At 67.8% G+C, this 14,997-nt stretch carries 11 protein-coding genes and 1 tRNA gene; 5 read left to right on the forward strand and 7 right to left on the reverse strand.

Annotated features, from left to right (window positions below):
• Positions 1–96: 96 nt before the first annotated feature.
• Complete coding sequence (gene argE, locus VO57_014760) at positions 97–1,248, reverse strand: acetylornithine deacetylase (protein ID XBL69377.1); 1,152 nt, start codon at positions 1,246–1,248, stop codon at positions 97–99.
• Between the two features lie 84 nt (positions 1,249–1,332).
• On the opposite strand from argE, the gene VO57_014765 reads away from it, so the two are divergent.
• Positions 1,333–1,407, forward strand: a tRNA-Gln gene (locus tag VO57_014765).
• 37 nt (positions 1,408–1,444) lie between these two features.
• On the opposite strand, the gene VO57_014770 is transcribed toward VO57_014765, so the two are convergent.
• Together VO57_014770 and recQ are read right to left on the reverse strand one after the other, a co-directional pair.
• Positions 1,445–3,316 carry an ABC-F family ATP-binding cassette domain-containing protein gene (locus VO57_014770; protein XBL69378.1) on the reverse strand — a complete coding sequence of 624 codons (1,872 nt, stop codon included), beginning with the start codon at positions 3,314–3,316 and terminating at the stop codon, positions 1,445–1,447.
• 81 nt (positions 3,317–3,397) lie between these two features.
• Positions 3,398–5,218 (reverse strand): DNA helicase RecQ, encoded by a 1,821-nt coding sequence (recQ, locus tag VO57_014775; GenBank protein ID XBL69379.1) that lies wholly within the window; start codon positions 5,216–5,218, stop codon positions 3,398–3,400.
• A gap of 134 nt (positions 5,219–5,352) precedes the next feature.
• Between recQ and ubiM the strand changes: the two genes are divergently transcribed.
• Positions 5,353–6,525 carry a 5-demethoxyubiquinol-8 5-hydroxylase UbiM gene (gene ubiM, locus VO57_014780; protein XBL69380.1) on the forward strand — a complete coding sequence of 391 codons (1,173 nt, stop codon included), beginning with the start codon at positions 5,353–5,355 and terminating at the stop codon, positions 6,523–6,525.
• A 2-nt stretch (positions 6,526–6,527) separates the two neighbouring features.
• Positions 6,528–7,610, forward strand: a complete 1,083-nt coding sequence (locus tag VO57_014785) for a fatty acid desaturase (protein XBL69381.1) — start codon at positions 6,528–6,530, stop codon at positions 7,608–7,610.
• A 10-nt stretch (positions 7,611–7,620) separates the two neighbouring features.
• Here VO57_014785 and VO57_014790 read toward each other — a convergent pair whose 3' ends face one another.
• Genes VO57_014790 through VO57_014805 form a run of 4 tightly spaced genes read right to left on the reverse strand, consistent with a single transcriptional unit; the run spans position 7,621 to position 13,205 of the window.
• The gene (locus tag VO57_014790; GenBank protein XBL69382.1) at positions 7,621–10,587 is read right to left on the reverse strand and encodes a CHAT domain-containing tetratricopeptide repeat protein; all 2,967 of its coding nucleotides are present in this window, start codon (positions 10,585–10,587) and stop codon (positions 7,621–7,623) included.
• Positions 10,559–11,173 (reverse strand): hypothetical protein, encoded by a 615-nt coding sequence (locus VO57_014795; protein XBL69383.1) that lies wholly within the window; start codon positions 11,171–11,173, stop codon positions 10,559–10,561. The genes VO57_014790 and VO57_014795 overlap by 29 nt, the downstream gene beginning before the upstream one ends.
• Positions 11,173–12,564 (reverse strand): HAMP domain-containing sensor histidine kinase, encoded by a 1,392-nt coding sequence (locus VO57_014800; GenBank protein ID XBL69384.1) that lies wholly within the window; start codon positions 12,562–12,564, stop codon positions 11,173–11,175. Before VO57_014800 ends, VO57_014795 begins: the two co-directional genes overlap by 1 nt.
• Positions 12,522–13,205 carry a response regulator transcription factor gene (locus tag VO57_014805; protein ID XBL69385.1) on the reverse strand — a complete coding sequence of 228 codons (684 nt, stop codon included), beginning with the start codon at positions 13,203–13,205 and terminating at the stop codon, positions 12,522–12,524. The genes VO57_014800 and VO57_014805 overlap by 43 nt, the downstream gene beginning before the upstream one ends.
• 290 nt (positions 13,206–13,495) lie before the next feature.
• On the opposite strand from VO57_014805, the gene VO57_014810 reads away from it, so the two are divergent.
• The gene (locus VO57_014810; GenBank protein ID XBL69386.1) at positions 13,496–13,846 is read left to right on the forward strand and encodes a hypothetical protein; all 351 of its coding nucleotides are present in this window, start codon (positions 13,496–13,498) and stop codon (positions 13,844–13,846) included.
• Positions 13,846–14,985 carry a sel1 repeat family protein gene (locus VO57_014815; protein XBL69387.1) on the forward strand — a complete coding sequence of 380 codons (1,140 nt, stop codon included), beginning with the start codon at positions 13,846–13,848 and terminating at the stop codon, positions 14,983–14,985. Before VO57_014810 ends, VO57_014815 begins: the two co-directional genes overlap by 1 nt.
• Positions 14,986–14,997: the final 12 nt, after the last annotated feature.

Genomic DNA, 14,997 nt, shown 5'->3' on the forward strand with positions numbered 1-14,997 from the left:
CCGGGCTTGACCCGGGGTCGGTGCTTCTTCTGTCGGACTTCAAGGGAGCACCACCCCGGATCAAGTCCGGGGTGACGTACAGGGATAGGGTGCCCCCTACCCCAACCTCTCTGCCAACCGCTGCATAAACGCCGCGCCCTTCTCCAGCTCCGACAGCGCGATCCACTCATCGGGCTGGTGCGCCTGTTCGATCGAACCCGGCCCGCAGATCACCGTCGGGAATCCCGCCGCCTGAAACTGTCCGCCCTCGGCCGCGAAGGCGACCTGACCGGGCGCGCCGTTCTCACCCGTCAGCGCGCGGACGAAGGCAACCGCGTCCTCGCTGCCCTGCGGCGTCATCGGCGGGGTGCCCGCGTGCTGCTCCACCTGCACGCCAGCGTTGGGAAACCGTCCCTTCAACTCTGCATCCAGCGCCTCGCATCGCGCCTTGAACGGCGCGAGGATCGCCGCGGCATCCTCGCCCGGCGGGCAGCGCAGGTCGAACTGGAAGCGTGCGTGCCCGGCAAGGATGTTCGACGCGGTGCCACCCTCCATCACGCCGATGGTCAGCGTTGCCTGCGGCGGGTCGAAGCCGTTGTCCGGGGCCGCCCGCGCACGCAATTCCTCCGCCAGCGCCAGCAGCTCGTGCATCAGCCCGACCGCGACGGCGTTGGCTGAAATCCCGTGATCGACCAACGAGGAATGTGCTGCGTGTCCGCGCACGCTGACCTCGTGCACCGCGATCCCCTTGTGCCCGGTGATGATGCCCATCAGGCTCGGCTCGCCCACGATGGCGAGGCGCGGGGACGGGATATCCTGCGCCATCCGCGCGATCATCGCAGGCGCGCCCTGGCAGCCGACCTCCTCGTCATAGCTCAGCGCCAGATGCACCGGCAGCTTGCCCGCGACGAAGCGCGGCACGAAGGCGAGCGCGAGGGCGATGAACCCCTTCATGTCCGCCACGCCGCGCCCGAAAAGTTTCCCGTCCGCCTCGCGCACGGTCCACGGATCGCTTGACCAGTCCTGCCCGCCGACAGGGACCACATCGGTGTGTCCCGACAGGATCACCCCGCCTTCGACCTTCGGCCCGCAGATTGCGAACAGGTTCGCCTTGCGCCCGTCTTGGTTGGGCACCCGCTGCGATTCGACGCCGTGGCGGGCGAGATACGCCTCGACCCATTCGATCAGCGCGAGATTGCTGTTGCGAGAGGTCGTGTCGAACCCGATCAGCGTGTCGAGGATTTGGCGGGCAGTGGCGAGATCGGTCATCGTCACGGCTTACCGTGCCCGCTGCACCATGGCACCCCTTCACATTGCCGTTCGCAACGCTATAGGGGCGCACTCGCCTGCTGATGGGGTGTAGCCAAGCGGTAAGGCACCGGTTTTTGGTACCGGCATGCGCAGGTTCGAATCCTGCCACCCCAGCCAGGCTTTTGCGACGCCAAAGCGCCCTATCGCTTGGCCGCTAAGCGTCTTCCAGTGATTCGATCTGCTCGCCCAGCGCGAGCCATTCGGCTTCGGCCTTCGCCAACCTCTCGCTCACCTCGGCGCGCCGGATTAGCAGGTCGTCCATCGCAATGTCTGCAAGGTGCGCGGGCGCGCTGGCAGGATCGCACATTGCCTCGTCGATTTGCGACAGGCTCGCTTCCAGCTTGGTCATCGCTTTCTCGGCGGATGCCAGTTCGGACTTGAGGAAGCGAGCCTTCGCCCGGGTCTTGCCGGGGTTGGCCGGGGCAGGCTTTGCCGCGCCCGAGCCGGACGGCTGCTTCGGCTGGTTACGGCCCATCACGAAGTCGATGTAGTCGTCCATGCTGCCCGAATATTCCTTGGCGGTGCCGCCATCGACCAGCATCAGGCGATCCGCCGTCAGCTCGACCATGTGGCGGTCGTGGCTGATCAGGATGACCGCGCCCGAATAGTCGTTCAGCGCCTGCACCAGCGCTTCGCGCGCATCGACGTCGAGGTGGTTGGTCGGCTCGTCGAGGATCAGCAGATGCGGCGCGTCGCGGGTGATCAGCGCCAGCGCCAGCCGCGCACGCTCCCCGCCAGAAAGCTTCTCCACCTTCTGCGTCGCGCGCGGGCCGGAGAAGCCGAAGCGGCCCAGCTGTGCGCGCACCGCGGCGGGCGTCTTGCCCTCCATCGCGCGCGACATCAGCTCCAGCGGCGTTTCGTCGCTGGCGAGCTCTTCCACCTGGTACTGGGTGAAATAGCCGACCTTCAGCTTGCCGGGCGCGTTCATCGCGCCTTCGACCGGGTCGAGCTGCGAGGACAGCAGGCGCGCGAGCGTGGTCTTGCCGTTTCCGTTGCGCCCCAGCAGCCCGATCCGATCGTCTGCGTCGATCCGCATGTTGAGCCGCTTGAGGATCGGCGGGGCCTCCCCATAGGCGACCGCCGCCCCGTCGAGCGTGATCATCGGAGAGCGCAATTCGCCGGGCGAGGGAAACTCGAAGCTGAGCGAGGGGTCTTCCATCAGCGCGGCGATCGGCTGCATCTTGGCGAGCATTTTCGCGCGCGCCTGCGCCTGTTTGGCGGTGGACGCGCGGGCGCTGTTGCGCGCGACATAGTCCTGCAGGCGCGCACGCTGCGCATCCTGCGCGGCCTTGGCCGACTCCAGCTGCGCCGCGCGCTCGGCCCGCTGCTTCTCGAACGCGTCGTAGCCGCCGCTATAGATCGTCAGCTGGCCGCCCTGCAGGTGAAGGATGTGGTCGACCACATTGTTCAGCAGATCGCGTTCGTGGCTGATGACCAGCAGGGTGGCGGGGTAGGACTTGAGGAAGTTCTCCAGCCACAGCGTCGCTTCGAGATCGAGGTGGTTGGACGGCTCGTCGAGCAGCAGAATGTCGGGTTCGGAGAACAGCAGCGCACCCAGCGCGACGCGCATCTTCCACCCGCCCGAGAAGCTGGAGAGCGGGCGGTGCTGCATCTCTTCATCGAAGCCCAGCCCGCTGAGGATCTTCGCCGCGCGCGCGGGCGCGGTATAGGCGTCGATCGCCAGCAGTCGCTCGTGCACTTCGCCAAGCCGATTGACATCGGTGCAGGTGTCCGCCTCTTGGAGCAGACTGGCGCGCTCGACATCGGCGGCAAGCACGGCTTCTTCCGGCGTGATCGCGCCATCGGGTGCTTCCTGTGCGATATAGCCGACGCGTGCCTTGGACGGCTTGCCGATCGATCCGTCGTCGGGCTCGATCTCGCCGATCAGGGTCTTCATCAGGGTCGACTTGCCTGCCCCGTTGCGGCCGATCAGCCCGACCCGCGCGCCCTGCGGAATCGTCGCGCTGGCGCGTTCGAGAATGGGCCGGCCGCCAAGCCGGACAGTGATACCGTCGATCGTAAGCATCGCGGGCCCATAGCAGCACTGTCGCCCGGCCCCAATGACCGGAATCGCGGTTGGGCTGGAATTCGGGACTTTCTGGCCGAGCTAGCGCTCGTGCTGGCGGATCACCTCCAGAAACGCGTCCCCATAGGCCTCAAGCTTCTTCGCCCCTATGCCGGGCAATTCGCCCAGCAGGGCGCGGGTCTGCGGGCGCAGGCCGGCCATGTCGCGCAGCACCGAATCGTGGAAGATGACGTAGGGCGGAATCTGGTTTTCCTTCGCGATGTCGCGCCGCAGCGCGCGCAGCGCGTCGAACAGAGGATCGTCCACGGGGTTGAGCGCCTGACCCGAGCCTGCCCGGCTGCCGCGCTTTCCGCCTGCCCGCTTGGGCGGAATGACCAGATCGAGCGGTTGTTCACCCTTGAGAAAACCCCGCGCCTCGGGGCCCAGCATCATCCCGCCATGCTCGGTCGGCAGCAGCGCGCCGCGCACCAGCAGTGCGCGATGGACTGGCTTGAGCAGCGCGGCTTCCTCCCCCTCGACGATCCCGAAGACCGACAGCTTGTCGTGCCCCTGCGACCGGCTGCGTTCGCTCGACTGGCCGGTGAGGATGCTTTCGACATAGCCCGCGCCGTACATCTGCCGCGTGCGCGCGACGGCAGAGAGGTATTTCTGCGCCACCACCGTCGCGTCGATCGCCTTGGGAGGGTTCAGGCAGTTGTCGCAATTGCCGCAGGTCTCGGGCGGGTTCTCGCCGAAATGGCGCAGCAGGATCGCGCGGCGGCATCCGGCAGTCTCGACCAGCGCGCCAAGCGCCGCGAGCCGCGTGCGCTCGCCCTGCTGGCGGGCCTCGCCGACCTCGCCGATGCGCATGCGTGCCTTGGCGAAATCGTCCGCACCCCAGAATAGCTCCGCGGATGCCGGGTCGCCATCGCGCCCGGCGCGGCCGGTTTCCTGGTAATAGGACTCGATCGACTTGGGCAGGCCCGCATGCGCGACGAAGCGCACGTCGGGCTTGTCGATTCCCATCCCGAAGGCGACCGTGGCGCAGATCACCATGTTCTCGCTCGCGACGAACGCCGCTTGGTTCGCCGCGCGTACCTCAGCCGGCAGGCCCGCATGGTAGCAGCGCACTTCGCGTTTTCCGTCGGATAAGGACTCGGCCAGCCGCTCGGTCGCGGCGCGGGTCTGCGCGTAGACGATGCCGGGGCCGGGGTTCTCCGCGAGCAGGCGTCGCAGCTGCTGCGTCAGCGAGTCTCGCGGACGAATGGTGTAGCGGATGTTGGGCCGGTCGAACCCCGCGACGATGAGGCCGTCGGGCGCGATCCCCAGTTGGGTCAGGATGTCGGACCGGGTGTGCGCATCCGCCGTCGCGGTCAGCGCGAGGCGCGGCACGTCCGCGAATTGGTCCATCAGCGGGCGCAGCAGGCGATAGTCGGGCCGGAAATCGTGCCCCCATTCGGACACGCAATGCGCCTCGTCGATCGCGAACAGAGAAATGCGGCACTGCGACAGCAGATCGCGGAAATGGCCCTGGCTCGCGCGTTCGGGCGCGACGTACAGCAGGTCGAGCTCGCCAGCGCGCAGGCGCTGGACCGTTTCTGCGCGGTTTTCGTCAGCGCTGGTCAGCGTGGCCGCGCGAATCCCGTTGGCGCTGGCGCTGCGCAACTGGTCGTGCATAAGCGCGATCAGCGGGCTGATGACCACGCAGGTCCCCTCCAGCATGGTCGCGGGCAGCTGGTAGGTCAGCGATTTGCCCGCGCCTGTGGGCATCACCGCGAGCGTCGACTGGCCCGCCATGACGCGGTCCACGACCTGCTGCTGGACACCCCGGAACGACCGGAATCCGAAAACTTCGTGCAGCTTGTCCAGCAAGTGCGGAGCATCGGCTGCGCTCGGGACGGAGTTACGCGGTTGGGCGGTCATGGCGGCGGCCATGCCAGATCGGCCGGAGCCAGAGAAGCACCTGCCCCGCGACACCCCCGAATTGATCTTGCGCAATGCCCGCGCGCCGCAGCCGCGCTAGCGCCACCCGAAACGAGCGATCCAGGGATACAGCAATGCGCGATTTCGATATCATCGTGGTCGGGGCCGGGCCCGCCGGACTTGCCTTTGCCCGTGGGCTGGAGGGCAGCGGGCTGACCGTCGCGCTGGTCGAACGGCAGCCGGCAGAGGTGCTGGCGGAGCCGCCGGTCGATGGGCGGGAAATCGCGCTCACCCACCGATCGGTCGCCACGCTGGAGCGGCTCGGTGCGTGGAACAGGATCGCGCCCGACCAGATCTTCGCGCTGCGGGCCGCACGGGTCTATAATGGCCGCTCTCCGCTCGCGCTCGGCTTCGATGCCGACGGCGGGCCTCAGGACCGGCTGGGGTGTCTCGTCTCCAACCATCTGATCCGCCAGAGCCTGTTCGACGCGATGGAGGGGCAGGATGGAGTCACCCTGCTCGCGGGTACCGGGGTCGAACATGTCCATGCCGATCGCGCAGGTGCGCGGGTGACGCTGGCCGACGGACGCACACTCACCGCGCGGCTGCTGGTCGCCGCCGATTCGCGCTTTTCCGCGGTTCGCGAACAGCTGGGCATTTCTGCGGAGATCAATCGGCTGGGCAAGTCGATGCTGGTCGTGCGGCTCTCGCACGAGAAGCCCAATCACGGCATTGCGACCGAATGGTTCGATCATCGCCAGACGATCGCGATGCTGCCGCTGGGCGAGCATATGTCGTCCGCCGTGCTGACCCTGAAGAGCGCCACGATAGAGCGGATCGCGGCCTATCAGCCCGAAATTCTCGCTGCCGAGATCGAGGACCGGTTCGACCGTCGCCTCGGCACGATGCGCTTCGTCTCCGGACCGCACGTCTATCCGCTGGCAACCACCTATGCGCGCCACTTCGTCAGCGACAGTTCAGCCTTGATCGGCGATGCGGCGGTTGGAATGCATCCGGTCACTGCACACGGCTTCAACCTCGGCCTGCAATCGGCGGCCACGCTCGCCAGGCTGGTGCGCGGTGCGGCGCAAAAGGACCGGCCCATCGCATCGCCACTGTTGCTGCGACGCTACGAAACGCGCCATCGGCTGGCCACCAGGCCGCTTTATAGTGGCACCAACCTGCTGGTGCACCTATATACTGCAGAGAGCCCCCGCGCGCATGTCGCACGGCGGGCCGCACTGGAGGCGGCGGCGCATTTCGCCCCTCTCAACACCGCGATTTCGCGGATGCTGTTGCGACACTGACCATGGCAAGTGCCACCATCGCCCCACGGAAGATCGACAAGACAATGCTGTTAGCCCCTGCCCCCGGATCGGAAGACAAGGAAATGCTGCGTCAGGCAGCAATGCTGACGCGCGACCTGCATACGCCCAACCCGGTGATGTACTGGGGCGATTGCTTCGGATCGGCGGCGATCGGCTATGCCGCGCTGCTCGGCGCGATTGCCAGCGGGAATGCCTGGCTGACCGCCGCGCTCGTGCTGGTCTCGATCCTGACGCTGTATCGAGCGGCGCTGTTCATTCACGAGATCACCCATCTCGACCATCGCAAGCTGCCCGGCTTCCGCCTCGCGTGGAATATCGCGATCGGTGCGCCGCTGATGCTGCCCTCGTTCCTCTACGAAGGCATCCACGCGGTCCACCACTCGCGTGCGCATTACGGGACGGAGCGCGATCCCGAATATCTCCCGCTCGCGCACATGCGCCCGTGGACGCTGCCGCTGTTCACCATCGGCGCGGTCGCGATGCCCGCGCTGATGTTCCTGCGCTTCGGTATTCTCGGCCCGCTGTCGTGGGTGATCCCGCCGCTGCGGCGCGTGATCGTCGAGCGGTTCTCCGCGCTCGAAGTGAACCCGGCCTACCACCGCCCCACGCCCGAGGGTGACTTCGCACGCCGCTGGAAGGTGCAGGAGGCTGCGGCCAGCGTGGTCGCGGTCACCATCCTTGCGACCACCGCGCTCGGCATTCTGCCGCTGCGTGCCTTCGCGCTGTATTGCGCGGTCGTCGCGGGCGTTGCGCTGCTCAACCAGACGCGCACGTTGGTCGCGCATCTGTGGGAGAATGATGGCGAGCAATTGTCGCTGACCGATCAGTATCGCGACAGCACCAACGTGCCCGCCGCCTTCCCCGGCGTGCTGTGGGCACCGGTCGGCCTGCGCTTCCACGCGCTGCACCACCTGCTGCCCCGCCTGCCCTACCATTCGCTGCCCGAGGCGCACCGCCGCCTGAGCGCCGCGCTGCCCGAGACTTCGGCCTATCCGCAGGCCAATTACGGCTCTCTCGGCACGCTGCTCAAGCGGCTCGGCATGGCATCGCTGCGCCGCCACTAGGCGCGCACCGCTACCCCTCGATCAGGACGAAGGGCGCCCAGGCAAACGGGCTGTCCGCGCCTTCTATCTTGCTGTCCTTGCGCAGGGTCCGGATCGCTTCGCGCAGCGCGTCGGTCTTGGACATGCCCTTGCGGTAATTGAGCACCGCCTGCGAGCTGACGAAGGCGGCAATGTCGTCGCGCACCTTCCAATGGGACACCAACAGATCGCGCGCGCCCGCCTGCCGGAAGGCCTGCGCAAGGCCGGAGAATGCGGGCAGCCCGCCGCCCATCCCCGCCGCGCTGTCGCACGATGACAGGATGATCCATTCCGCCCGCATGTCGAGCTGGGCGATCTCGCTTGCGGTCAGCACGCCGTCGTCTTCCCCGGTGTCGCCCTGCGCATCGCCGGGCGAAAGCACCAGCGCGGGCTCCGCAATCCCCTCGATCTCGCCCGCGACGATGCCGTGGGTCGCGATCACCACGATCTCCGCGCGGGCGGTCGCTTCCTGCCGGATCGCCGCCTCGCTCGCATCCGGGCCGATATAGAGGCGCTGGCTGCGCCACGGAGCGGATGCCGCGATCGAGCGGATCTCCTGCGCGGTGCCCGGCAGCGCGGGCAGCGCGGCAAGAGCGTTCACGTCGATCGCGGTGCGCGAGAAATAGTCGGCGATCCGCGCGGGCGCGCCATCGGGCGAGAGCGTGGCGGTGGCCAGGGCTGGGACCGTCCGGGTGAACGGGGACGGCGCGGCAAAGGCGACCAGGCTCAGCGGGCCCTGATCCGGCTTCCGCTCCTCCGGCTCCCACGCAGACAGGCCGGACAGGTAGCTGAGCGAAAAACGGTCGAGCAGCCAGCCGTTCCCGGCATCCCCACCCCACCCCTGCAACAGCGAGAAGGGGAGCGAAGCGAGCGGACCGTTGGCGTAGATCTTGAGCGAGAGAGTCTCGCCCAGCTGCGCCATGACCTCCGCCGGAAACAGCGCCTGCCCGAGCTTGCGCGAGGCTGCTTCGTCGAACGATCCCACCCGCACGCTGCTGCCCAGCGCATTGGCCAGATCGACCACATCCTTGCGCGTCGCGGACAGCTGGATCGTCCGCGCGCCCGAGGGTCTGACCAGCAGCGCGTAGGTGCCGTAATAGATCGGGGTGACCGCCAGCACGGCCTGGCCATCGCCCAGCCGCGCCTGCATGTCTGCGATAGAGGGTTCGGGCAGCACCCGCGCCGCCGCCCATTGCGGGAAGCGCTGCTGCAGGCTTTGTTCGATCTGCTCGCCGGCCGATTGCGCCTGCGCAAAGTCCTGCCGCAGAGCGTCCGTCGGCTGCCCCTGCGCGATCGCCAGCAACAGCGCCCCGTCCGCCCGGTCGAGCGTCTGGCGCGCCTCGTCCAGTTCGCGCAGTCCGGCGGCGAGGTCGGGATTTTCGTCGCGCAATTTCGCGGCCCTGCGGCCCGTCGCACGGGCGAGGTTGGCATCGCTGACCAGCGCCATGGCGGACAGCATCAGAGCCGGGTCGTCCTGCTGCGCGGCGATTTCCATCACCAGATCGATCGCCGCCAGGTGGCGCACCGGCAGCGCCGCGCCGTCCTCCAGCTTCACGAACCGGCGGGTCGCCTCGATAACGTGCCCCGCAGCGGCCACCAGCGCCTCCGGATCATCCCCCTGCGCATAGGTGCGCAACAGCGTGGCGAGCGCGATTTCGAAGGCATCGGTCGACTCGCTCGCGCGAACCGCATCGTCGAACTGACGCGCAGCAGCCAGCGCTGCATCCCGGTCGCCCGTCAGCATCCGCGCGCGGACCAGATCGGGGATGACCCGCCCCAGCGCCTCCACATCGCTACTGTCCTCGCCCAGCCGCGTGCGCCCTTCCTCGAGCAACCCGGACGCTTCGGCCGGTTTGCCCAGCGCGAGCGAGGCCTGCCCATTGTAGGCAAGCGCCATGATCGGGAAGGCGCTGGCCGGCCCCTGATAGCGCGCCATCAGCGCCTCAGCCTCGGTGAACAGCGGCTGCACTTCCTCGTAACGCTGCCGTTCGAGCAGGATCGTGCCCAGATTGTGGATGCCGTAGCCGAAGATCAGCGTGTCCGCGCCCTCATGCTCTCGCTTGAGCTCCAGCGCACGGGTCAGGAACTGCGTCGCCTCGACCGGCCTGCCCGAATTGGCGAGGATGATCCCCAGCATCTCGAACGCGCGGGCGTAGGTCGGGTCGGACGGGTCGACATGGGCGATCGCCCCGTCGACGGCGGTGCGCGCGAAGCTCTCCGCCTCGTCCATCCGGCCCGCGCGGCGCAGCGTCTGGGCATAGCTGTAATAGCTGGCGATGGTGTCGGGGTGATCGGCCCCAAGCGCGGCCTCGCGCGTGTCGAGGCTGGCCTTCTGGTAATCGACCGCCTCCTGCGTGCGCCCGATGCGCAGGGCCGTCTGCGAGAGCGAGAATTCGAGATTGGATTTCGCCGTGAAGAACCCCGCGCTCTGCCCCTCCGGGTCCAGCCGCAGAAACCCGGCATAAGTCTTCTCCACCATGGCGAGGCCACGTTCCGGCTCCCCCTTCTGGGTCAGCAGCAGCCCGATCAGCGCGGCCCCCTCGGCCATCTTGGCCGGGTATGCTTCGAGGTAGGGCTGTGCACCCGCAACCCCTGCTTCGGCCATGGCGAGCGCTTCGTCGATCTCGCCCTGCCGATAGAGCTGGGAGGCGATGCTGATCTTGGTGATATGCGCCAGCGGGTGTGGCGATCCGTCGGCCAGCAGCGTGCGCTGCGCGGCCTCCTGCAGCGCCTGCCAGGCGGCGATGATCTGCGCCCTGCCCTCCGCATCCTGCGCACCATTCGTCTGGAGATCGGTCGCGCGGTCTTCGAGCGCTTGCAGCTGCGCATATTGCGACAGGTCGGTCGAGTAGGGATTACCGCCCTCCTGCGCCAGCAGCGGTGCCGCCGGGGCCAGCACCAGCAGGCAGGCCGACGCCAGCATCGCCGCTCTAGTCGAATACGATGTGATAGCGCGCATCGCGTGCCCCCGAGTTGACCAGTTCTATCCGGTAGCGCTGCGTATAGGCCGGGATAAAGCGGCACTCGCGCGCGTGGGCGGGCGATTGTTCGCACACCATGTTTCCATCCGCCCGCGCGATCCGCAGGCGCAGTCCGGTTCGCGGTGCGGTTCCCGCTGCCACGCTGACCGGCTTGCCGCCCAGCATCACCTGCTCGGTGCGCAGCTTGCCTCCGGGCGCAAGCCTGCCACTGATATAGGCCGGGCCGAGTACCCGCCCGCGCATCGGTCGCTGTTCGGGCGGCAGGGCGCTGCGCCACGCCTGCAGCGCCGCTTCGCCGGGCGGATCGAATGGCCGCGCCCCGGCCAGTTCGATCGCGCGGACATGCTCTGCCAGCCGCTCCATCTGGTTCGCTGCGAAGGCCGTGTCGGCTTCGATCAGGTCATTGGCGAGCCGTTCCGTGCTGGTCATGCCACCGCTCGGCGCGGGAGCGACGCCAGATGGAGCAGGCTCGGGCGGGACGGCGCAGCTGGCAAGACCCACCGCCATGACGATGGCCGCTGCCGGAGCGGGCCACGCCCGCAGATATCCGCCACGCACCGCCATCACGCGTCTCGCATGTCCGCCGCCGGGGCGAGAATGAAGGTCGCGCCGGAATGTGTCGGCGCGACGCGCAGGGAAAGCTGATGGCGCTCCGCAATCGCGCGCGCCAGTGCCAGTCCCATCCCGCTGCCTTGAATGTCCGGATCCGTATCCCTGCCGCGATAGAAGCGTTCGAACACCTTCTCCCGCTCGGCCTGCGCGATGCCGGGGCCTTCGTCCGTCACGACAAGCCGCGGGCCGGGTTCCAGCGTCACCCGGATCGCGCCGCCGGGGCGATTATACTTGAATGCATTGTCGAGCAGGTTGGTCACGATCCGGCCAAGCTGCGCTTCATCCCCCGGCACAATCACCCCTCCCGCGACGTCCCATTCGAAACGATAGCCCGCTTCGTCGGCACTGTCTTGATACAATTCGCAGATCTGGCGCACGCTCGCGCTGAAATCGACCGGCTTCATCCCGCGCGTGTCGCCGGTCTGCGCCTTGCTGGAGGCGATATCGAGCAGCGCCTCCAGCATCGCGACCAGCCGTTTGATGTCCCCGCGCGCCTCGACGAGATTGGCGCGCGCAGCAAGCGCGGGATCCTGCGCGATGGCCTTCTGGATGCGGCTGTCGAGATGCATCAGCGGCGTGCGGATTTCGTGGGCGATCTGTTCCGAGGTCTCGCGATAGGCGAGCATCAGCTGGCGCGCGCGTTTGACCGCCTGCGAGGCCTGGCTGGCGATCTGGTCGATCTCGTCGGGCCGCTCGGGCGCGGCCAGCCGGTCGAGCGCGGGCTCGTCGCTGCGGCGAAAGGCCTCGCCCACCCGCGCGACCTTTGCCCGCACCCGCACGTTCGCGGCTTGTGCGAACAGCGCGATGCAGCCGACGAACACCGCCCCGCCAAGCAGGAAGACCAGCCCCACCCGGGTTAACAGAAAGGCGCGATCGGGCGGTTCATGGGCGACCAGTAGCGCAAGGTCTTCGGAGATCAGCGTCGCGCGGGCATAGGCCTGCGTGCGGCTGCCGATCGCAATCGTTCCGCTTTCGGAGATCTGCGGATCGAGATCGGGCCAGCGCGCCAGATCGCCCGCGATCGGGTTTCCGGACCGGTCGGCGAGCAGATAGTGCGCGCGCCCGGCGTCGATCGGGACCATCGCCAGCCGGTCGGCAATGCGCTGTTCCAGCTCGGCCTGCCCACCGCTCGCGTAGATATCGACCAGACCGGTCAGATCGACATCCACCCCTTCACGCGTCGAGGCGGCGAAGCTGTCGCGGATGGTCTGGTCGGTGATCCACCACAGGCCCGCCAGCAGCACTGCCGACAGCACTGCCGAGAGCAGCACGATGCGGGTGAAGATGGAGCGCGGGGCGACTATTGGCCGCGCCCCTGCAACAGGCGGTATCCGGTGCCCCACACGGTTTCGAGTGCAGGACTGTCGAACCCCTCCTCAAGCTTGCGCCGCAGGCGACCGATATTGACGTCGACCACATTGGTCTGCGGATCGAACGACATGTTCCACACATCGCGCAGCAGCATCTCGCGGGTCACAACCTCGCCCGCGTTTTCCATGAAATAGCGGAACAGCTCGAACTCGCGGGGGCTGAGCGGAATGTGCCGGTTGTCGCGAAACGCGGTGCGCGCCTTCACGTGGCATTCGAAGGCACCGAACAGGATCACCGCGCTGTGTTCGCGCCCCGACGCGCGCCGGTGCAGCGCGCGCACCCGCGCGACCAGCTCGATCGCCTCGAACGGCTTGGCGAGGTAATCGTCGGCCCCTGCCTCCAGCCCCTCGGCCCGCTCGCTCGTCCGGCCGAGCGCGCTCAGCATCAGGATCGGCGTGCTGATCGCGCTGCCGCGCAGGCGGCGGATGATGTCCAGCCCGTCGGCATCGCCCAGCATCCGGTCCATCACGATCACGTCGAAGGATTCGAGCCCCGCCCGCTTGAGGCCGTCCGCGCCATTGGTCTCGACCGCGATCGTGTCGCCTTCGCGGCGGACGATGTCTTCCATCTCGCGGGCCGCGCGCGGATCGTCTTCGACGTAGAGTATCTTCATATCGCCGCTTCCTTCCCTCCCCCTCGACCCACATAGCCGCGCCGAAGCCACCATTTGTCCCGGTTTTTCGCCGGGCTTCAAGACGAATAGCGCCCGGCACTCTCTCGCGACTAGCAAGCCGCGCGGCCATATTCCCGTGACGATCGCTGTTAGGGTCTCCCCCAGCCAACCCTCCGCCCCTCGCGCAGCCACCACCTAACAGCGATCGTCATCGAACTATCAGCAATCGTGCATACTGGCCGGACCGCCAGCGGCGTAGGCTGCCTGCCATTGTTTGTGGGAGGGGCCCGATGCATTCGAGAATTGGCTGTGTCGCCACGCTGGCCGCAATGTCGGCCACGATCCCGGCCCCTGCCGCCGCGCGGGACCATACGCCTGAAGAAATCGCCAGAATCATGGCCGACTGCGCGCATGTCGTGGAGGTTGCCGAGTCCAGCGGTGCGGCGTTCGCCCATTCGTCCGGCGACTGGAAGAAGTGGCTGGTCGACTATTCCCGCGCGCACGGCGTCTCCGCCACCCGGCAGATCGATCTGGTCCAGGCCAGATATCGCAAGCGCGCGAGGGTGCTGGGCGGCGACGAGGCGCATAAGGACATGCTGCGCAGAGCCCGCTCGTGCGACAAGCGGCTGGCGGGCCTGTGATGCTGGCCCGGATCAAGACCGCCTGCCTCACGCTGGGCGCTGCGCTGAGTATTGCTCTTGCGGTATCGGCCCCAACGCCGACGCTCGCGCAGACGGCGGGCACCCTCCAGCAGAGCATCGCAAGCTGCGATCGCGGCGACCAGGCAGCGTGCCTCGCCGCAGGGCTCGCGCTGTCCGACGTGGAGAACCGCGCCTACGATCCCTTCCTCGCCTTGCGCTTCCTCCAGCAGGCCTGCGCCGCCAACCAGACGGCGGCCTGCGGACGGCTGGCGCTGATCTTCTTCGCGGGCGAAGGCGACGTCGAGCGCGATCTGCCCAGCGCGGGCAATTTCGCCACTCGCGCATGCGCCGGAAACGACCGGGACGGGTGCGAGGTTGCCGAAGCCGTGTTTGCGGAGCCCGGATCGCCGCAGTTCGATGCCGAGAAGGCGCTGCGCTATCGCCGCGCCAACTGCACCTTCGGCAATCGCCGCTCGTGCATCGACCTTGCCCGCATCCTCTACGCGATGGACGATGCGCTGCCTGCCGAACAGATCGCGCTGGCCGCCTGCGTGCCCGGCGATCCGGCGAGCGCGCAGGTCTGCGCCTTCGGCCAGCGGCTGCAATCGCTGCGCCGCAAGGCGGAGGCCGCGCGTGAGGCCGCGATCCAGGCCGCGCGTAATGCGCAGGCGCGCGAACAGGCGGTGTTCGACCAGTATATGGGCCGCCGCGACTACGACGGCGCGCTGTACTATTCGCTCTATCACCTGCGCTCGAAAAGCCACGCTGAGACGGCGATCATGGCGGCGGCGCGCGCGGGTGCGCTCTCGACCATTTTCCGGGACCATTTCTACGTCCTCGAATACTGGTTCCCCTCGGGCCCCGTGGCGCAGATCGCCGCCTCGCAGATCGCGCAGATCGGGCAGGCCAATGATTGCGGCATCTGGAACTGCACCAATACGCCCGGTGCCAGCTCCGCCCGGTGGCGCGCGGCGGGCGGATCGAGCGGCTCGTCCTATTCGCGCAGCTCGGGCTCGTCGTTCCAGCCGGTCCGCACGCCGAGCAGCGCGGAAATCGCCAAGCAGACCCGCGACAAATACCGTTCGTACAATTGCACCGGCTCCCGGAGGCTCTCCAGCAGCCATCCGGTCTGCCAGTAAATGAGGGAGTTA

It is taken from the genome of Citromicrobium bathyomarinum (assembly GCA_001306305.2).
Lineage (GTDB): Bacteria > Pseudomonadota > Alphaproteobacteria > Sphingomonadales > Sphingomonadaceae > Alteriqipengyuania > Alteriqipengyuania bathyomarina.